Consider the following 17,461-nt stretch of genomic DNA (forward strand, 5'->3'; position numbering starts at 1 on the left):
GGTCGGCACAGTCGGCGACAGCTATGACAACGCCCTCGCCGAGGCCGTGAACGGGCTCTACAAGGCCGAACTCATCCATGCCCGCCCAGCCTGGCCCTCCGTGACCGAGGTCGAGTTCCAGACGATGAACTGGGTCGACTGGTGGAACAACAAGCGTCTCCACGAAGCTCTCGACTACGCCACACCAACCGAGATCGAAGCCGCCTACTATCAATCACAGAACGCCGAACCGGCGCTCACATAGACAACGGAACAGAACCCAGGGCGGTTCAGTTCGTCGTCGACCAGCACAATACGCATAAGCCGAAGCGTCGCAACACAATCTATGGCGAGTCTAAGAAGAGCCTCCGGGCCGCAATCGCGATGTCAAGAGCAGAAAACGAAGGCGAATGAACACATTCGAAACGAACTCCGCTTCCCAGCCCTTCAGCATGCGGCGAGATGTCGCTGAGGGTTCGCGCTTGTCGCGTTCCTCTGTCTGATTCCCGTAATCGAGAGAATCGTCCACGGCAGGGCCGGCGTGCTCCTTGTAGAGCAGTTCGCTCACCCCGCACTCAAGATCGCGAGCCGCTGGTGATCAAGAGCGGGAACGTGACGTCTCAGGGGTGGCCGCGGGCTTGCTGGACGACGAATCGTGACGGTCGGCCTACACGGGATGAGGTGTGGATCACCACTCTCTAGCATCCCCTTCTCTCGCTCATTCTCTCGCTCACAGCGTTCTGCCAGCGAAACTCTACCGTACGTAAGGTAGGGTTATGATCATGAGAACAAGTTCACGCACAGATATCCTCGAGGCTGCGATGCGCGTGGTAGGTGATGTCGGCGGCGCCGACATCACCTACCAGTCCGTCGCCAGCGAAGCGGGGCTGACCAAGGCCGGCCTGATGTATCACTTCGCCACGAAAGACGCGCTGATGATCGCAGTCATCGAACATGTGATCGAACGGTGGCAAGCCGAACTGCAGCACGTGCTCGACGTGCCGATCACTGAGTCGACACTCGACGAGCGCGTTCGTGCTTTCGTGCGGTTCGCGGGCGAGGGCGGCGTGACGCAGGGGGAATTCGTGGTGTTCTCCGAAGCTGTCCGCCGCCCCGAGCTCTCCCGGCCATGGCTGGAATACCTGCAGACCTGGTTCGGGTTCGGCGACGGCGTCGACACGACACCGCTGCTGCTGGTCTGGTTGGCGGCGAACGGGCTGTGGGTAGCTGAGGCCACTGGCATTCTGACCATCGCTCCCGCTCAACGAGAGGCTCTGCTGATGCGTCTGACTGCACTGATCGAAGGGAGTCTCGAATGAAGAAATGGCTGATCCTGGGCGGGGCGATCGTTCTGGAAGTTGCCGCGACTCTGTCGTTGCGTGGCGCGATCGACAATCCGTGGTGGGCGATTCTTGCCATAGCGGGCTACGCCGGTGCGTTCGTGGCGTTGTCACTCCTGCTGCGCCTCGGTGCCCCGATCGGCGTCGTATACGGCATCTGGGCCGCCGCCGGCGTCGCGCTTACTGCGGTGATCGCATCGGTGATCTTCGGTGAACCCTTCACCTTCATGATCGGACTAGGGATCGCGATCGTGATCGCCGGTGTCGTTCTGGTCGAGACCGGCCATGGCGCGCCGAAGGCTGCTGACACGGAGGTCTCCTCATGACTTGGCTCTTGCTCGCCGGAGCGATCGTGACCGAGGTCGCTGCGACCATGTCTCTGCGGGCTTCGGAAGGGCTGCGGAAGAAGCGATGGATCGCACCGGTCGCCGTGTTCTACATCTCCGCCTTCTCATTGCTGACGATTGCACTTGCTCAAGGGATGCCGGTCGGCATCGCCTACGGGATCTGGGCGGCATCCGGTGTCGCACTCACGGCGGTCGGTGCCCGCGTGTTCTTCAAAGAGCGCCTCACCTGGCGGATGATCGCCGGCATCGTCCTCATCGCCGTCGGCGTGTTCGTCATCGAGCTCGGCGCCTCGGCCCACTGATTCGTCGCATCCGCGGCTACCGACCAGAAAGCACACCCATGTTCACCATCGCTCCCGCTTCCTCCGCCGACGTTCCCGAGGCGGCCTCCATGCTCGCATCCGCGTTCGCGCATGACACCGTCATGGGCACCCTCGTCGACGGCGAACACAAGCAATCTCGCCTCGCACGACTCTTCCGGGCGCTCCTGCGAGTCGGCGCGCTCCGTACGGGACGCATCGACCTCACTCGGCGAGACGTCGACGGCGGGCTGCTCGGCGCCGCCATCTGGGAGCCACCAGGACAGCACACCTCGCTCCTGGACCAGGCGCGAGAGCTGCCGAGCTTCCTCCGCGCGCTGGGCTGGGGAGGGCTCGGCAGGGCCGTACGGATCCAGACGGCCCTGGCCCGCCACCGTCCGGCCGAACCGCATTGGTACCTGGCACAGATTGGAGTGAGTGCTGAGGCTCGAGGGATGGGAGTCGGGTCTGCGTTGCTGGAGTCCAGGTTGAAGAAGATCGATGCGGAAGGACTGCCTACCTATCTTGAGTCGTCCAACGAGCGCAATCGATCCCTATATCGACGCCACGGCTTCGAGAGCATCGCATCGATCGACGGCATTCCGAATGCATCACCCGAGGCGATGTGGCGGCCGGCTCAGCGGTAGGCGACGCGCTTGCCGGTGGGCATGACCGCGCGAGTGCGCTGCGCGACTACGTGACTTCATGTCCGGCGTCGCGCAGCGCGGCCGCCTGCGGCGTGCGCGCTAGGCACCAGGATGAGGTCGCTGTCGAAGGTCGACACGACGAACATGGGGATTGCTCGTGCGGATATCGGCGACACAACCGACTGAACGACGCCGGTGACGTTGAACGGGATGGGGCCATCGATATACCAGGCGCACCAGGGTCCGACGGTATTTGCGCCCGTCGGATCGAGGGCGGGCGGGCACACAATCGGCAATTCGGAACTCGTCCGGGTGACCGAGAGAAGCTGCGCGTCCGCGGCGAACAGTTCCGGCGGGAGGGGCGCAGCCGGGTCGAGCCTTACGATGACGAACTCCTCATCGATGCGGGAGAGGCCAACACTTGGGGGAGGGATCATGGGGTTGTTTGTCGGAGTTGCCGGCGGTCGGCCTCTCGTGCGGGATCATTGTCAGACTGGGCCGTGCCGTACGTCCCGGCGAGGTGATCGCGTAGGGCCGCGGCGAAGTCTTCGGCGTTGTCGCTCGCGAGATGACCGACAAGGCGCTCGTGTTCGGCGATGATCTCGGCGCAGCGGGCGAGGAGGAGGTCTCCGTAGCTGAAGAGCAGGAAGCGCTGCCGGTCGGCGAGCCGATCGTTCAACTCGAGCAGCACCGTATTCTCTGCCGACTCCACGAACGAGCGATGGAAGTCGATGGTCGATTCGATGAAGGCTCGGACGTCGCGAGCGGCGAACGCCTCGCGTTGCACTCCGATCGATGCGGTCAGTCGGCTTGCCAATCCGTGGCGGGCCTGCGTTGACGCGCGCGCGACACCTGCGGTTTCGAGCATGAGGCGTGCGTCGGCGAGATCGGCGGCTGCGCGTTCACTCAGTCCGTTCACGAGCGCTCCGCGCTTCGGGTAGACGGTGATCCATCCCTCGTCCTGCAACCGAGCAAGAGCTGAGCGGACGGGGGTGCGGCTCACTCCGATCTCCTGGGCCAGTGACGCTTCGCCGAGCATCGAGCCGGGGGCGTGGATCCCGTCGAGGATGCCGTTACGGATCGTCTGATATGCCCGCTCGTTGGCGCTCGGGTTGCTGTCTGACACAAACGTCTCCACCTCAGTTGTCGTGCGCTCTCAGGATACGACGTGGGACCGGGGCTCACCTGTGGTGAGGGGGAAACAGAGCGCGATCGGACGCCGCCGCTGTCACATCAGGCAGCGGCGCGGTCTTGCCAGTCGTTGCGACTGCGGAGCGTCGCGACGGCGCAGTCGGCTACGGCTGTGGTCTTCACGGACTCTCCTGGCACACCGACGATAGTGGTGCCGGCGGGAAAGCTCCTCGTGACGACTGCTCCTGCGCCGATGGTGGAGTAGGCGCCGATCGTGATCGGACCGAGGACTGCTGCGCCCGCACCGATGGTGACCCCGCATCCTATGGTCGGGTGCCGCTTGCCCGGTTGAGGACGTTGCCCGCCGAGAGTGACTCCGTGGTAGACCAGCACATCGTCACCGACTTCCGCGGTTTCACCGATGACGACACCCATGCCGTGGTCGATGAACACTCGCCGGCCGATTCGGGCCGCAGGGTGGATCTCCACTCCCGTCAGCGTCCGTGTCGTCTGTGCGCCGAGTCGCGCGATGAACCGGTGTCCTCGCCTCCACAACCAGTGGTGGATGCGGTGGGCCCAGATCGCGTGGAGCCCGGGGGAGAGCATCATGACGGCGATTGCGGAACCGGCTGCGGGATCCTTGGACTGCGCGGTGGCGATGTCTTCACGCAGCCGGCACCACGGGATGCCCGGATCGTGGCGGAGTCGCTTCATGGTTCTTCCAATGTCCAAAGTCTCTTTGATCCTGGGCGACCGTGCCGCCCGTGCGCCAGGATGCGGGTCCTGGCGCACGGACGGCTCGGGCATCAGATGATCGACAGCTCACGGAGTTTCGCGTCGACCTCGGCATTACTCGGCTCGACCATGTGGGTGCCGTCGGGGTAGACGACGACGGGGATGTTGGTCCGACCTGAAATGGCTTTGGCCTTTTCGGCTGCCTCAGCATCCGCTTGCACGTCTATATAGACAGTCTCGACACCCAGCCCGTCGAGCTGCCGCTTGGTGCGCCGGCAGTCGCCGCACCAATCAGCCCCGTACATCGTGATGCTGGAGCCACCAGTCGTCGCGCTAACTCGAAGGTCGTCAGATCGCTCACTCGGGACGACGGACTGTCTCACCGCAGGCGTTGCCGGACGGACCTCAGCGGCGGGCTGCGCGTCCTGCGCCGGGCCCTCGTCGAGGGCTGCGAGGTAGCGCTCGGCGTCCAGAGCTGCCACGGTTCCTGAACCGGCTGCGGTGACGGCCTGACGGTAGTGAGGATCGATGACATCGCCGGCGGCGAACACACCGGAGAGGTTCGTCAGCGAGCTGCGTCCAGCCACGGCGACTGTCCCGTCTGAGGTGAGATCGAGTTGGCCGTGCACGAGGTGCACACGAGGGTCGTTGCCGATCGCCACGAAGACACCCGTGACGTCGAGGTCCCTGGTCTCTCCGGTCACCGTATCGGTGAGTTCGAGACCCGCCACGCTGCTCGCGCCCCGGATGCCGGTCACGGCGGCGTTCCACACGAACTCGATCTTGTCGTTCGACAATGCCCGCTCCTGCATGATCTTCGACGCACGCAATTCGTCACGCCGATGAACGATCGTCACCTTGGACGCGAAGCGGGTCAGGAACAACGCTTCCTCCATCGCCGAGTCGCCACCACCGATCACCGCGATGTGCTGCTCGCGGAAGAATGCCCCGTCGCACGTGGCGCACCAGGACACGCCGTACCCGGACAGCCGATCCTCGTCGGGCAGACCGAGTTTTCGGTACGCCGAGCCCGTGGCGAAGATCACCGTGCGGGCCTCGTGCACCGTGCCTGAGCCGAGGACGACACGCTTCGTGTCACCGGTGAGCTCGAGTTCAGTCACGTCGTCATAGACGAGTTCGGCCCCGAAGCGCTCTGCCTGCTGCTGCATGCGCTCCATGAGCTCGGGGCCTGTCACGCCTTCCGGGAACCCGGGGAAGTTCTCGACCGTGGTGGTGTTCATCAATTCGCCGCCTGCCTCGACGGAGGAAGCGATCACCAGTGGAGCTAAACCGGCGCGCGCAGCATAGATCGCTGCGGTGTATCCGGCGGGGCCGGAGCCGATGATGATGATCTGTCTCATGAGTGATCAGTCCTTTCGTGCGTTCCCGCGTTCACCTTCACGATCGCTGGAGTACTAGTCGCTTCAGCCCTGCTGTGTCGCGTGGGCGCGGACCTCGTCCATGTCGAGTGCGCGAACTTGTCCGATCAGGTTCTCCAATGCGGGCGCAGGCAAAGCTCCTGCCTGGGAGAACACAAGAATTCCGTCGCGGAACGCCATCAGAGTGGGGATCGACGTGATCCTCATGGCTCCCGCGAGGTCCTGGTTGGCCTCTGTGTCGACCTTGGCGAACACGATGTCCTCATGCTTGTCCGCGGCAGAGTCGTAGACGGGCGCAAACGCGCGGCACGGGGGGCACCAGGCCGCCCAGAAGTCGACCAGGACGATCCCGTCGGATTCGACAGTGGAGGGGAAGTCGGCCATTGAGAGGTCGCGTGTGGGCATGGGTTCTTCCTTTCGTGGGACGGCGGCACTTGTGGTCCGCCCTGAGGGGCATCGTGGCCACGCAGAAGGGTGATCGCTATACGACACACCGATCCGTGTTGTATCCAACATGAATGCTAGGACGGTGTAACGCGAAACCCGACGGAATATTCCGCGCTGCTCGATGCCTATGGAAACCCGGCTGTGCGCGCCGTCTCCCGCACGATGTTGCGCCGCGGATGCCCTATAGACGCACGTACGCTGCGCCGGCGCGTTGCGCGAACACGATCGCAACGGCGGCAGAGTCGACCAGGCTGACCGGCGTCTGAAGTTGGCTCTCGTCGATGCCTCGCCGGCTGAGGCCGACTCTGCATGCCTCGATCGTGACTCCGTCTGTCACCTCGACTGCGGGCGCGGAGTCGAGGAGGCCGCCGAGCGCCGGGCCGTTCACGATGATCCGTACCTGCAGCGTCCGGTCGGCCTGAGTGATGGCGGTTGCTGCCCCGGTAGCGCGCGCGACGTCCTCGGGGTTGTCGGCGACATGCACGATGACTTCGTGACGCTTCTGGGTGAGCTCCGTTTTCATCTGTTGTTCTCCTTGATCGGTGGTGTCGGGGAGGGAAGCGACAACTCGCGGATCGCGCGTTTCTTGCTCACGCGGACGATGATCCAACCGATGAGCGCGGCGACGCACGCCACGCCGATGACGACGCCGTCCGGGATGCGGGCGGCTTCGCGAAGAACGGTGCCTTCGAGCGCGGATTGGTCTGATGCGCCGAGGATGCCGCTCAGCGAGGTCGTGCCTGAGGTGACCAGGAGGAGGACCCCCACGCCGACGGTAAGCAGACCGCCGATCAGGCCGGTCCAGGTGTTGCGCCAGCGGCCGATGATGATCTCGCGCGGTCGGATGAGGCGTTTGACGAACGGAAGCCGTCCCCACAGCAGCGAAGCGACCAGAAGGGGAAGCGCCATGCCAGCGGCGAAGACGAGCAGGATGATGCCGCCGGAGAGGGCATTGCCCGAGACGGCGGCGACCGTGAGGACCGCGCCCAGGATGGGTCCTGCGCAGACGCCGGCCAATCCATAGACGGTGCCGAGTGCGTATACGGCGACGTTGGAGGTGCCCTCGGTCGTCTCGCGTCGAGCGAGCAGGGGGACGGGAATGTTCAGCACCATGACCAGCCCCAGCGCGATCACGATGACGGAGGCGATAGTGACGAAAGTGAATCGATGTTCGTTCACGAAGGCGCCGAATGTGCCAGCGAGCACTCCGAGCGGTACCAGGCTGGTGATCAACCCGAGGTAGAAGATGCCGGTACGAGCGAGGAGCTCTGCGGGGCGAGCGAACGCGTATGAGAAGAACGCGGGCAGCAGCATCGCCGAGCACGGGCTCAGCAGTGTGAGGATGCCCCCGAGGAATGCGCCGAGAAGGCCGATGTCCATGCGGGTATCACTTCGCCGCTTCTAGCGACGCGTCCAGGAACTGGCGAAAACTCTCGAGAGGCTGCGCCCCGGAGAGCGCGGTGTCCCCGGCGACGAAGAAGGGGACGCTGTTCACGCCGAGTTGCTGCGCCGACAGCGTGCTCGCCTTCGCCTCCTCCCTGAGCGCGGGGTCATCGAGGTCAGCCGTGAACTGCTCGATATCGGGCACACCTGCTTGCTCGGCGAAATCGATGAGGGTCTCACGGGGTAGATCTGCGTGTGCGCCTTCGGGGGCGACATCGTAGATCGCGGTGGCGAACTCCATGAACCGTCCCTGGTTCGCGGCCGCCCGTGCGGCAACGGCAGCGTCTTCAGATTGTTCTCCGAAGAAGGCGACGTCGTGGAACTCGACGCGCACGAGGCCTGTCTCCACGTATTCCTCGATCAGCGCGGGCAGTGTGTCGCGGCTGAACACCGCGCAGAAGGGGCAGCGCAGGTCCGTCCACTGCGTCAGCACCACGGGGGCGTCGACGTCGCCGATCGCCATCGGATCGTCGGCCTCGCGCCGCACGAAGGGCATCTCGTCGGCCTGGCCCGGTTGTGAGGACGCCGATGCGGCGGGCCCCGAGGGCGGTGCAGAAGTCGGAGACTGGCCGGGCAGGAACTGGGCGACGACGACGATCGCGAGGAAGACGACGATCGCGACCAGGGCGACGGTCCATCGCCGTGAGCGGCGAAACTTCTCCTTCAGCGCGGTCATGGATTCGGCCTCTGAACTAGTCACCTTTGTAGGATACAAGATGGATCCAAGGCGGCGGTCCGACTCTCTGGGTCAGGGATCGGACTCGTGCGGCGCGGAATCACGTGAGCGGCGAGCGTGGCCGCGGAAATCAATTCTTCTCTCGGGGCGCCCGAGGCCGCTTCGATGCTCATTCCGTCGATGGTGGCCATGACGAATCGGGCCAGCACTGTACAGTCGGCGTCATCCGGGAGGTCGCCATCAGAGGCGGCGTCCCTGAGTCGCGACAAGACGGTTCGTCGCGTTCGTTCGCGTGCGTTCGACAGCAGGCCTGCAATCTCATGGCCGGGGTCGCCGGATGTCAGCCCCGCCTGAACCGTCATGCAGCCAGAAGGCTGCCCCGGTTCGGTGAAGATCTCCGCTCTTCCCGTTAGGAGAGCGAGCATCGCCTCGTGAGCAGTCGGGTGCGCCATGGCCATCTCTACCTGGGCGGTTCGGTCATCCATGTAGCGCTGAAGCGCCTTCTCGAACAGGTCGCGCTTACTACCGAAGGCCGCGTAAAGACTCGGAGGGTTGATGCCGAGCGTTCGGGTGAGGTCGGTAATGGAGGTGCCTTCGTATCCTCGGCGCCAGAACAGCTCCATCGCTGCCTGCAGCGCCTCCTGATCATCGAACCCGCGCTTGCGACCTCCGGGCATGTGCTGTCTCCTCAGCCTGATCTGTGCGAGAGTTGCGCACATTCTGTAACGTCCACTACAGTATAGCTTACAAGTTATTTAGTGAACGCTACAGAATGGAATCGTACTCACCATGGGCAAGTTGACTGGCAAGACGGTAGTGATCACCGGCGGCAGCACGGGCATCGGCCTCGCAACCGCAAAGCGGTTCGTTGCCGAGGGCGCCAGCGTGTACATCACGGGTCGTCGTGAGGAGGAGCTTGCCAAGGCGAAGAAGGACATCGGTGGAGATGTCACCACCGTCCGCGGCGACATCGCAGACCTCGCCGACCTGGACCGACTGTGGGCGCAGGTGAAGCAGGAGCGCGGCTCGGTCGACATCATCGTGGCCAACGCGGGAATCGCGGAGCCGGCGCCGCTGCCCGTCGCCACCCCGGAGCACTTCGATCGTGTCTTCGGCATCAACGCGCGAGGCACCTTCTTCACCGTGCAGAAGGCGCTGCCGCTCCTCAACGACGGCGGTTCGATCGTCCTCATCGCCGGAGTAGCACACCAGGTCGGCTGGCCGGACTTCCCCGCCTACTCCGGAAGCAAAGCCGCCATCCGCTCCTATGCGCGCAGCTGGGCCGCCGCACTTCTTGACAGGAACATCCGCGTCAACTCGATCAGCCCCGGCCCGATCGAAACCCCCATCCTCGACGGGCTGTCGACTCCCTCGAACGATGGCGCAGCTGTGCGCGCCGGACTCGCCGCCACGGTGCCCATGGGGCGTCTTGGCGAAGCGGAGGAGATCGCGTCATCCATCCTGTTCCTCGCCTCGGACGACAGCAGCTACATGACCGGCACTGACCTCGCCGTCGACGGCGGCTCCACTCAGCTCTGACTCGCGCTCGGGCCGGCTGCGTTCTCCCGTAACCGGCCCGGCCTCTCGTATTGACCGACTTAAGGAGACAAACATGACTTACCACGAGCACACCGACCACCGTTACCTTCGCAACCTCCGCGCAGGGGCGCCCGACGCGGTGAAGGCCTTCCTGGCGTTCGACCAGGAGGCGCTGAAGGGCGCCAACAAGGTGATCTCACGCAAGAACACCGAGCTGATGGCCGTCGCCGTCGCTCTGACGACCCAGTGCGCCTACTGCATCGAGGCGCATGTGCTTGCGGCAAAGGCTGAAGGTGCTTCCGTTGAGGAACTCTCCGAGACCGTGATGATCGCCTCGGCGTTGCGTGCAGGCGGCAGCTTCGCCCACGGATTCATGGCGATGAAGTTCTTCGACGCTGCGACGGGACCTGACGCAGCACCCGAAGCCGGTTCACTGGTAGAAAATGCCTAGTCTTGCCGACCGTACTGCTGGATAATCCGACGATAGGAAAAAGACACTCATGACCACGATCGCTCTCATCGGCGCCGGGCGGGGACTCGGCGCAGCCGTCGCGCGCCGATTCGGTGCCGAAGGCTTCGACCTCGCCCTGATCTCCCGCAGCATCGAACGCGTGGAGACCCTTGCCGCCGAGCTCCGCGACGAAGGTCTCACTGCACGTGGGTATGCGGCCAACGTTCGCGAGCCGCAGACGATCGTCTCGGCACTCGACGAGGCGACCCAGGATCTCGGCCCGATCGAGGTGCTGGCGTACGCTCCACTTCCCCAGAAGGAGTTCCTGCGGCCCGTGCTGGAGACAACAGTCGAGGACCTCCGAGCAGCTGTGGAGTTCTCCATCTACGGACCGGTCACGGCCGTGCACCACGTCTTGCAAGGAATGCGTTACCTCGGCAGGGGCAGCATTCTCTTCGTCAACGGCAGCAGTGCCGCCCGTCCCAGCGCAGGCGTTGCAGGCACCTCCATTGCCTTTGCTGGAGAGTCCGCGTACGCACGGATGTTGCATGACACCCTCACGACGGAGAGCATCCACGTCGGGCAACTCATCATTCCCAGCGCCATCACACCCGGCCATCCCACGCACGATCCCGGCGTTCTCGCGGAGAAGCTTTGGACGATGCACGCGAGCAGGGGCGAGTTCCGCGTCTTCGCCGAGCCGATGGCGGGCGTGTAGCCGCGGCGAGAAGAGTGATACCTGCTCCCGATTGGTTGGAGCGGACGAGCGAAGGACTCAGTCGGCGGCAGCCACGCGAGACAACTCGGCCGCTCGAATTCGGATCAGAGCCAGGTCCAGCAGCGGGGTGCTGACGCTGAGATTGCGAGCTCTCCGGGCGAAATCACCGAGAATGTGCTCGGCCTCCGTAGTATTTCCGGCCGATAAGTCTCGGAAAAGTGACGAGGTGAATGCCGACCCCGGTTCGGTAAGGATCGCCACTGACTGTGCATGGGCCGCTTCCCGCGGCCCATGCACGGCGGCGGTTACGACGAGTTCGGCCTCCGAAATAGCTGACTCGATGTGGGGGAGCCCGCCGGCCTCTCGGATGTGCCCGACAGTGTTGTCGAACAAGCAAGTGACGACGCCGGCCGCTGAGATGAACGCCCACTTCTCCCAAAGGTCCTGTTGCACGTCGGCCGACTCCGCGACAGACAGACCCGGCACGGCGAGGGCCGACTGAACCCAGGACGGTAGCGGCTTCGAGTCGAGCGAGCCGATCGTGACTTCGGCGAGTGAAGTCATCTGCACTGCCCCGCCCTGGTCGTCGAGAGATGCGACGATCTTGATCAGCCCTCCGGCGACGTGTCCGGGGTACCGCGCATGCAGCAAATCGATATGCCGCATGCCGTTCAGGAACGGGAGGATGATTGTTTCAGGTCCGACTGCCGGGGCGATCTCTTCGACCACCGTGGCGATCGCGCCGGCCTTCACCGCCACGATGATTAGATCGAACTGCGCGGTGAGCTCGGAGTTGACGATCGTCGCTGCGTCGTGGGTGTATCTTCCCTCTGGCGCGGTCAGCACAGCGCCGTAGCGCTGGAGCGCCTCGCGGCGGCCCGCACGAACGAGGTACGTGACGTCCCGCCCGTGATGGGTGAGGCGAACTCCGACCGCTATTCCTGTTGCGCCTGCGCCGACGATCAGAATTCTCATGACTCCATCGTCGCCCAATCCGCATACGTCGCGGGCCATATCCGCAAGGATATCTTCGGCCGGCAACCTCGGTTGCTTTCAATGGGGGAGGGGGCGCGTGCAAGCGCTTGAAGAGCTACCTGCAGTCTCCTATCGACTCGTCAACGATTGCTCGAGAGCGAAACAAGTGCTGCCACTCCGATACCTGCGTCGATCGGCCCGCCCCCTGACCTGCGGGTCGCCCCAGCTGGAGCCGCGCGCTCGCCAGGGGCAGACGCCCCTGCGTCTCGTCCTACAGCGTTGTCCGCCGTGATCTCTGGGTGACACGCCACCGCGCTCGCTATCGTCGACGTGAGCGGAGTCCAATACATCGGAGCCGGTTTGTACTCACGGCGGCAGCGAGGGATCCCCATCGCGGGTGGTGGTTACTGGAGATGGGCGAAGGTACTGTTGTCGTCGACCGGGGCAGCCAAGGCAGCCTGGCACGTGAACCACGATCGGCCACGAAGACAGCATCCAGACGCCGCGAAACTTGATCCGACAGCGTCTACTCGTATGAATCGTGAGATGTCGACTGGATGCCTCGGCTCGCTGCGACCCCTCGAGGGAAAGAGCGGCGAACCTTGGAAAGATCGCCGCCCCTGCGGTCCCTTGTCGAGCTGCTACCCCTCGGCACCTCGGAGCTTCTTCACTGCCTTTTCGACGAGCTTCGTCGCATGCTTCACATCGTTCCCGGTCGCGGTCGATCCGGCGAGCACGATCTTGCCGACGGAGACGGCGTAGTCGAGATCGTCAAGCGAGTCATCCGTGTACCGATCGCGGGCGACGTCAGCAGCCCGAGCCAATGCTGCGGACAACGACGCGGTGTCGGTGGGTTCAGGAGTCGGTACCGCGACGAGCCGCAGGTCATCGAGCACGCCCCAGGCACCTGCTGAAAGCGCAAAATCAGCGCGCAATTCCACGATTCCGTCTGCTCCGACAACCACGGCAGGCAGCGTCGCGGTGTGCATCTCGTTCCACACCGTGAACTCCAGCGGAGCGTTCCAACTGCCCACCGAAGTCGTCGCCGAAAGCACGCGGGAGTCGTTCGATCGACTGCCCTGCGTGGTCGCCTGCACCATGTACGTACCGGCCGGCACGCCCGACACGGTCTGCGAGGCCGAGGTCGCATACGCCTGGCCATCCCAGAAGGTCAGGGCGTGTTCGCCATCCGAACCGTCGGCGGTCTGTGAACGAGTGGCGGGACCAGTGAGGGTCCAGGCGCTCATGTCTGACGACTCGAATGATCCGTTCTGCACGAGATTTGCAGCCAGCACGGTCACAGATGCCGTCACGGAGAGACCGGATGAGGTGCGTCCCTGTACCGGATACACGCCGGGACCGCGAATCCACTCGACGACGTCGCTCCAGACGACGGGAGGATGCTCGATGCTGCCGTCGTCATAGGTCACCGCGATCGTCGCCGGCAGTGTGATCGCCGCACCGTCCGCCACCGACAGGTCCACTCGTTCGATTTTGAGGACTTCTCGCGGTGCGATCGCGCCCGTGTACACGTATTCGAAGGTGCGCAGCGATCCGAGCGGCACGCCATCCCATGCAAACAGCAACTGGTTGTCCCACGCCGACCCCCCCCATAGGAATCACCGACGTGCGCCGGGTAGTAGTCAATGGCGAAGCTGGTCGCCCAGCCCGAGCCGTCACGCTCCCAGAGCAGTCGGTTTTCCGTGAGCTCTGTTGCCGACCCCACCGGCAGCCATGCCGGCTCCCAGTAGAAGACGCCGATCCCGGCGTCGCCGACGTCCGCGACGGCCGCGATGACGTCCCGTAGCTGGGTCGCCTGCCCCTGCACGCTTGCGGGGTAGTCGTCGGTGATGGTGCTGTCATCGATCACGTGCGGGGAGCCGTCACCGTCCTCGAGCGTGTGCGCCCAGGATCTCTCCGCGACCATGACCTGCTTGCTCTACGTCGTTGCGACGTGCGAGAGTGCTGAGGTCAGGTTAGCGGTTGAGCCGTGCCAATAGGGGTAGTACGAGCTCCCGAACACGTCGTAGTCGACGCCGAACTGCTCAAGTCCCGCCGCATAGCCGGAGTACCGGCCCGCGGTCTCCGGAGTCGTGAAGTGCACGGCCACCCGTGCTTCTGGCAGCACTTCGCGCACCGCCTGGCTGCCCGCCGAGATGAGTGCTGTGAAGTGCGCGTCGATCTCACTCCCGGGGCGTGAATAGCCCGCGATCGCTTTGTTCGTCTCATTGCCGACCTGCACCATGCTCACATCGACGCCGGCGTCTTCGAGAGACTGCAGCGCGTCGGCGGTGAAGTCGTGTAACGCCGAGAGGGTGTCTTCGGGCGACAGGCCCTGCCAGGCCTTCGGAGCGAGCTGGCGACCAGGGTCGGCCCAGAAGTCGGAGTAGTGGAAGTCGACGAGCACGCTGAGCCCCGCGGCCGTCGCCCGCGAGCCGATTTCGACCGCGCGGGGGACGTCGACATTGCCGGCTCCGTAGCCGTTGCCGGACGCGTCGAACGGGTCGTTCCAGACCCGGACTCGTACGGTGTTCACGCCGTGGTCGGCGAGTAGGGTGAACAGGTCGGCCGGCTGGCTGGCGTCGTCGCGGAAGACCACGCCGCTCTCCTCGAGCGAGAGCACCGTCGACACGTCGACCCCATTCGCGAAGTCGGGGGAGAGACCGTCGACGCGTTCGACGTAGACGCCCGCTTCGACGGGAGTCCCTGTGGTGCCCGTACTGGTAGCGCCGGTGTCGCTGCGCACCGCCGCCCAGGCCGGCGATGCGCCTGCCGCCGGTATGGCGACCACGACCGCGAGCGCCGCCGCGAGCGCGACGGCGCCCTTCCTTGCTGGGAAATGTTGGTGCACGATCCTGTTCCTTTTGCAGTCGGCCGCCCGCGAGGGTTGCGCCCGGAGAGGCGAGGTGATCCGCGGCGCTGCGGTGTCGCTCTGCCCGGGCGGGCTGAACGAGCTTGGTGGTGGAAGAGCGGAGGAGGGTCAGCTCTCCCGCCAAAGTGGTGCCTCGACGAGATGCACGCTCTCCAGGGCGAGTAGCGGTCCTGACGTAGCACGTCGTCGTGCCGCGGCCGCCGCCGGCAGATGAACGTCTGCCTCGGGATGCAGTGGAACGATGCGCAGGGTGAGCGCGGCGGCATCCGCGATGCCGAGCGCATCGAGCCCGATGGTCCACGATGTACCGTCCCAGAACCGGTCGGCGACCACGACGCCGTCGGCTTCGAGTCGAGCGACGTCGCCCACCCACTCAATTTCGAGATAGCGCCGGCCTTGGCGGTCGGTAGGAAGCTCGATTGTCCAGCTTGTCCCGTGACGGGCAACGTGGTCTCGGGTGGGCGCGGAGGCACGTCCGAGTCGCTCGCCGTAGCTGGATGGCGGGGGCGTCCCGTGAGTGGGCTCGCTGAGAAGCGCGGGCAGTGTACGACCCATCCGGGCGGGGTCTTCATCGGCATCGGACGCCACGACGCCGACTTCGAGGTCGACGAACTCTCCTCTTGCTGGCAGATACTCCTGCACGGAGGGAGCGCGGACTGTGCGCGCGCACACCTTGCCGTCGGCGTCTTCGAACACTGCGTCGCGCGAGAGCAGGAGGCGGCGGTTGCCGCCACCATCGAGCACCCACACGGTGTCAGCGATGGACGCCGGCACGAGCAGCAGCGTGAGCCGCCCCTCGTCCTGTTGCAGTTCGAGGACTTGCAGGACACCGACTTCGACGCTCACGACACCCGCCTCAGGGTGGCTCACTGTCCCAACGGATCCGGTGACCGCCGCCGCTGTTGCGAGCTCGACCGGAACGCCTGCCTCGGCGACGAGCACGAGAGTCGGGTGCTCACTGTCGAGGACAGTGAGCGGTGAAGCCGTCACCCAATTGAGGTGCACGCCACCGAGCGCGAGATGCAACGGCCAGTGGGCGATCGTGCCGACCGGCACGTCGATCGGCGTACGCGGAAACACCGTCGTGCCAGCATCGAGCGTCACGGCGAACTGCACATCCGGGACGCTCTCAAGCGATCGATGTGGTTGTTGCCAGGTCACGAACACCCATCCGGAAGCGCCATCGCTGCGCAGTGCCCATCGCAGAGTCTCTGCGTCATCGACGTTCGCAGGCAGCCGCTCCGGCAGCGTCGACGGCATCAGTGCCAAGCGGTCGCCGAAGGCGGCGAGGAACGCGTGTTGGCGGCGTAACGCGGCATGGCTTGCGGTCACCACCCCGGCGGCCCCGAGCGGCGCGTGGAAGTCGTAGTCGAACTCGGGCAGATCGTTCGGATACCCGGTTGCGTGCGATTCCTGCAATCCCGGTCTGGGGTTGGTGCCGCCGGCATACATGTAGTACCCCTGCCAGCCCGAGCCATTTCCAATCTTGTTGTGCGCGACCGCGGCGATGTCCGCCCCGCTCGGAAGGGGACGCCGGTGGTACGCCGTGGCCATGCCGCCGCCGAGTTCGCACGTGGCCGCGGGGAACGATGCCGAGGGCAGTCGAGGAGTCTCCCCGCGCCGGCCGATGCCGGGATGATCGCGCAGGTCAGCGCCGATGCCCGGGTCATCCCACGTGTGCGAGAAGAAGAAGTGCTCGCGGAAGGTCGTATCCCAATCGTGGTCGGCGTCGACCCAGAACCCATCACCGTAGCCACCGTAGAGCGGCAGTACATCGCCGTGAGGCAGCTCGGCGCCGCCCCACGCGGTCGCCGTGTAGATCGGGGCGATGAGACCCTTGGCGCGGGCGAGTGCCTTGAGCGTGGCGAGGTGGCCGGGCTGATCGTACAACTCGTTGTCGAGCTGAATGGCGATGACGTTGCTGCCGGTGCCGCAGAGCGGCGCGAGCTGCTCGCCCAGCGCGGAGAACCACGGTTCGACGAGGGTGAGGTAGCCGGGGTCGTCTGTTCGGTGCGCGACCGGTGCCTGTTGCACCCAGTCGGGGAAACCGCCGTTGCGCACTTCACCGTGACACCACGGGCCGACGCGCAGGACGACATCGAGGCCAGCTGCAGCGGCGCAGCGCACGAAAGCGGCGACGTCGAGATTGCCGTCGAAGCTTGGCCGCCCGCGCTCGGGCTCGTGATGGATCCAGATCAGATAGGTGGCGACGACCGTGACCCCACCCGAGCGCATCAGTCGCAGCCGCTCGTCCCACTCCGCCCGCGGAACGCGACTGAAGTGCATCTCGCCGGAGACGGGAATCACTGGCCGCCCCGCAAGTTCGACGTAGCGGTTGGTGAGCGAGACACGGTCGTGTCGGTCAACCTCGTTGCTCATTGCAGGGCGCGTGAGTGGCTCTGCCCACGGCTCATGGGTCACGGTAAGCAGGTCAACGTCGCGTGCGGGCGACGGAACGGATGTCACGACGGAAACTCCTTCAA

At 65.0% G+C, this 17,461-nt stretch carries 20 protein-coding genes and 2 pseudogenes; 8 read left to right on the forward strand and 14 right to left on the reverse strand.

All coding sequences use genetic code 11. The features are described from left to right. The 5 genes from ACI3KS_RS04095 to ACI3KS_RS04115 all read left to right on the forward strand — a co-directional run. Positions 1–244: integrase core domain-containing protein (locus tag ACI3KS_RS04095; RefSeq protein WP_404915485.1), on the forward strand; the 244-nt coding region annotated here is incomplete at its 5' end. A gap of 517 nt (positions 245–761) precedes the next feature. Then, positions 762–1,298 (forward strand): TetR/AcrR family transcriptional regulator, encoded by a 537-nt coding sequence (locus ACI3KS_RS04100; RefSeq protein ID WP_404915487.1) that lies wholly within the window; start codon positions 762–764, stop codon positions 1,296–1,298. Further along, on the forward strand, positions 1,295–1,645 hold the full coding sequence (locus ACI3KS_RS04105; RefSeq protein WP_404915489.1) for a DMT family transporter: 351 nt from the start codon (positions 1,295–1,297) through the stop codon (positions 1,643–1,645). Before ACI3KS_RS04100 ends, ACI3KS_RS04105 begins: the two co-directional genes overlap by 4 nt. After that, positions 1,642–1,968: a DMT family transporter gene (locus ACI3KS_RS04110; RefSeq protein ID WP_404915491.1), complete on the forward strand. Its 327-nt coding sequence runs from the start codon at positions 1,642–1,644 to the stop codon at positions 1,966–1,968. Before ACI3KS_RS04105 ends, ACI3KS_RS04110 begins: the two co-directional genes overlap by 4 nt. 38 nt (positions 1,969–2,006) lie before the next feature. Then, positions 2,007–2,612, forward strand: coding sequence for a GNAT family N-acetyltransferase (locus ACI3KS_RS04115; protein WP_404915493.1), 606 nt, complete (start codon positions 2,007–2,009; stop codon positions 2,610–2,612). A 56-nt stretch (positions 2,613–2,668) separates the two neighbouring features. Here ACI3KS_RS04115 and ACI3KS_RS04120 read toward each other — a convergent pair whose 3' ends face one another. From ACI3KS_RS04120 to ACI3KS_RS04165, 10 genes and pseudogenes are all read right to left on the reverse strand, one after another. Continuing rightward, the gene (locus tag ACI3KS_RS04120; protein ID WP_404915495.1) at positions 2,669–3,049 is read right to left on the reverse strand and encodes an ACT domain-containing protein; all 381 of its coding nucleotides are present in this window, start codon (positions 3,047–3,049) and stop codon (positions 2,669–2,671) included. Then, positions 3,046–3,738 carry a GntR family transcriptional regulator gene (locus ACI3KS_RS04125; protein ID WP_404915497.1) on the reverse strand — a complete coding sequence of 231 codons (693 nt, stop codon included), beginning with the start codon at positions 3,736–3,738 and terminating at the stop codon, positions 3,046–3,048. The genes ACI3KS_RS04120 and ACI3KS_RS04125 overlap by 4 nt, the downstream gene beginning before the upstream one ends. Positions 3,739–3,845: 107 nt before the next feature. Then, a complete protein-coding gene (cysE, locus tag ACI3KS_RS04130; protein WP_404915499.1) occupies positions 3,846–4,457 on the reverse strand; it encodes a serine O-acetyltransferase in 612 nt (203 codons plus the stop codon). A 92-nt stretch (positions 4,458–4,549) separates the two neighbouring features. After that, positions 4,550–4,783 carry a glutaredoxin domain-containing protein gene (locus ACI3KS_RS04135; protein WP_404915766.1) on the reverse strand — a complete coding sequence of 78 codons (234 nt, stop codon included), beginning with the start codon at positions 4,781–4,783 and terminating at the stop codon, positions 4,550–4,552. A gap of 102 nt (positions 4,784–4,885) precedes the next feature. Then, positions 4,886–5,839, reverse strand: a pseudogene (gene trxB / locus ACI3KS_RS04140) (thioredoxin-disulfide reductase); the annotation flags it as partial. A gap of 63 nt (positions 5,840–5,902) precedes the next feature. Next, entirely contained in the window at positions 5,903–6,262 is a 360-nt protein-coding gene (locus ACI3KS_RS04145) for a thioredoxin family protein (RefSeq protein ID WP_404915501.1), read from the reverse strand. 223 nt (positions 6,263–6,485) lie between these two features. After that, positions 6,486–6,827 (reverse strand): hypothetical protein, encoded by a 342-nt coding sequence (locus ACI3KS_RS04150; protein WP_404915503.1) that lies wholly within the window; start codon positions 6,825–6,827, stop codon positions 6,486–6,488. Continuing rightward, positions 6,824–7,684, reverse strand: a complete 861-nt coding sequence (locus tag ACI3KS_RS04155) for a cytochrome c biogenesis CcdA family protein (RefSeq protein WP_404915505.1) — start codon at positions 7,682–7,684, stop codon at positions 6,824–6,826. Before ACI3KS_RS04155 ends, ACI3KS_RS04150 begins: the two co-directional genes overlap by 4 nt. Positions 7,685–7,691: 7 nt before the next feature. After that, positions 7,692–8,447 carry a DsbA family protein gene (locus tag ACI3KS_RS04160; protein ID WP_404915507.1) on the reverse strand — a complete coding sequence of 252 codons (756 nt, stop codon included), beginning with the start codon at positions 8,445–8,447 and terminating at the stop codon, positions 7,692–7,694. After that, a complete protein-coding gene (locus ACI3KS_RS04165) occupies positions 8,444–9,100 on the reverse strand; it encodes a TetR/AcrR family transcriptional regulator (protein WP_404915509.1) in 657 nt (218 codons plus the stop codon). Before ACI3KS_RS04165 ends, ACI3KS_RS04160 begins: the two co-directional genes overlap by 4 nt. A gap of 112 nt (positions 9,101–9,212) precedes the next feature. On the opposite strand from ACI3KS_RS04165, the gene ACI3KS_RS04170 reads away from it, so the two are divergent. From ACI3KS_RS04170 to ACI3KS_RS04180, 3 genes are all read left to right on the forward strand, one after another. After that, entirely contained in the window at positions 9,213–9,962 is a 750-nt protein-coding gene (locus tag ACI3KS_RS04170) for an SDR family NAD(P)-dependent oxidoreductase (RefSeq protein WP_404915511.1), read from the forward strand. 73 nt (positions 9,963–10,035) lie between these two features. Then, positions 10,036–10,413: a carboxymuconolactone decarboxylase family protein gene (locus tag ACI3KS_RS04175; protein ID WP_404915513.1), complete on the forward strand. Its 378-nt coding sequence runs from the start codon at positions 10,036–10,038 to the stop codon at positions 10,411–10,413. Positions 10,414–10,462: 49 nt separating this feature from the next. Further along, entirely contained in the window at positions 10,463–11,131 is a 669-nt protein-coding gene (locus ACI3KS_RS04180) for an SDR family NAD(P)-dependent oxidoreductase (RefSeq protein ID WP_404915515.1), read from the forward strand. Between the two features lie 57 nt (positions 11,132–11,188). On the opposite strand, the gene ACI3KS_RS04185 is transcribed toward ACI3KS_RS04180, so the two are convergent. The 4 genes and pseudogenes from ACI3KS_RS04185 to ACI3KS_RS04200 form a co-directional block, all read right to left on the reverse strand. After that, on the reverse strand, positions 11,189–12,106 hold the full coding sequence (locus tag ACI3KS_RS04185) for a ketopantoate reductase family protein (RefSeq protein WP_404915517.1): 918 nt from the start codon (positions 12,104–12,106) through the stop codon (positions 11,189–11,191). A 641-nt stretch (positions 12,107–12,747) separates the two neighbouring features. Continuing rightward, the gene (locus ACI3KS_RS04190) at positions 12,748–13,692 is read right to left on the reverse strand and encodes an Ig-like domain-containing protein (protein ID WP_404915519.1); all 945 of its coding nucleotides are present in this window, start codon (positions 13,690–13,692) and stop codon (positions 12,748–12,750) included. Between the two features lie 137 nt (positions 13,693–13,829). Next, positions 13,830–14,957 (reverse strand): annotated as a pseudogene (locus ACI3KS_RS04195) (glycosyl hydrolase 53 family protein); the annotation flags it as partial. 129 nt (positions 14,958–15,086) lie between these two features. Further along, on the reverse strand, positions 15,087–17,357 hold the full coding sequence (locus ACI3KS_RS04200) for a beta-galactosidase (protein ID WP_404915521.1): 2,271 nt from the start codon (positions 17,355–17,357) through the stop codon (positions 15,087–15,089). Between the last annotated feature and the right edge of the window lie 104 nt (positions 17,358–17,461).

The sequence above is a fragment of the Microbacterium sp. ZW T5_45 genome (assembly GCF_044987415.1).
Lineage (GTDB): Bacteria > Actinomycetota > Actinomycetes > Actinomycetales > Microbacteriaceae > Microbacterium.

Excerpts from the sequence above, each read along its gene's own strand:
- ACI3KS_RS04115 (WP_404915493.1), top strand. The coding sequence starts at position 2,007 with ATGTTCACCATCGCTCCCGCTTCCTCCGCCGACGTTCCCGAGGCGGCC.
- ACI3KS_RS04175 (WP_404915513.1), top strand. The coding sequence starts at position 10,036 with ATGACTTACCACGAGCACACCGACCACCGTTACCTTCGCAACCTCCGC.
- cysE (WP_404915499.1), bottom strand. The coding sequence starts at position 4,457 with ATGAAGCGACTCCGCCACGATCCGGGCATCCCGTGGTGCCGGCTGCGT.
- ACI3KS_RS04110 (WP_404915491.1), top strand. The coding sequence starts at position 1,642 with ATGACTTGGCTCTTGCTCGCCGGAGCGATCGTGACCGAGGTCGCTGCG.
- ACI3KS_RS04120 (WP_404915495.1), bottom strand. The coding sequence starts at position 3,049 with ATGATCCCTCCCCCAAGTGTTGGCCTCTCCCGCATCGATGAGGAGTTC.
- ACI3KS_RS04150 (WP_404915503.1), bottom strand. The coding sequence starts at position 6,827 with ATGAAAACGGAGCTCACCCAGAAGCGTCACGAAGTCATCGTGCATGTC.
- ACI3KS_RS04135 (WP_404915766.1), bottom strand. The coding sequence starts at position 4,783 with ATGTACGGGGCTGATTGGTGCGGCGACTGCCGGCGCACCAAGCGGCAG.
- ACI3KS_RS04200 (WP_404915521.1), bottom strand. The coding sequence starts at position 17,357 with ATGAGCAACGAGGTTGACCGACACGACCGTGTCTCGCTCACCAACCGC.
- ACI3KS_RS04145 (WP_404915501.1), bottom strand. The coding sequence starts at position 6,262 with ATGCCCACACGCGACCTCTCAATGGCCGACTTCCCCTCCACTGTCGAA.
- ACI3KS_RS04165 (WP_404915509.1), bottom strand. The coding sequence starts at position 9,100 with ATGCCCGGAGGTCGCAAGCGCGGGTTCGATGATCAGGAGGCGCTGCAG.
- ACI3KS_RS04105 (WP_404915489.1), top strand. The coding sequence starts at position 1,295 with ATGAAGAAATGGCTGATCCTGGGCGGGGCGATCGTTCTGGAAGTTGCC.
- ACI3KS_RS04185 (WP_404915517.1), bottom strand. The coding sequence starts at position 12,106 with ATGAGAATTCTGATCGTCGGCGCAGGCGCAACAGGAATAGCGGTCGGA.
- ACI3KS_RS04180 (WP_404915515.1), top strand. The coding sequence starts at position 10,463 with ATGACCACGATCGCTCTCATCGGCGCCGGGCGGGGACTCGGCGCAGCC.
- ACI3KS_RS04155 (WP_404915505.1), bottom strand. The coding sequence starts at position 7,684 with ATGGACATCGGCCTTCTCGGCGCATTCCTCGGGGGCATCCTCACACTG.
- ACI3KS_RS04100 (WP_404915487.1), top strand. The coding sequence starts at position 762 with ATGAGAACAAGTTCACGCACAGATATCCTCGAGGCTGCGATGCGCGTG.
- ACI3KS_RS04170 (WP_404915511.1), top strand. The coding sequence starts at position 9,213 with ATGGGCAAGTTGACTGGCAAGACGGTAGTGATCACCGGCGGCAGCACG.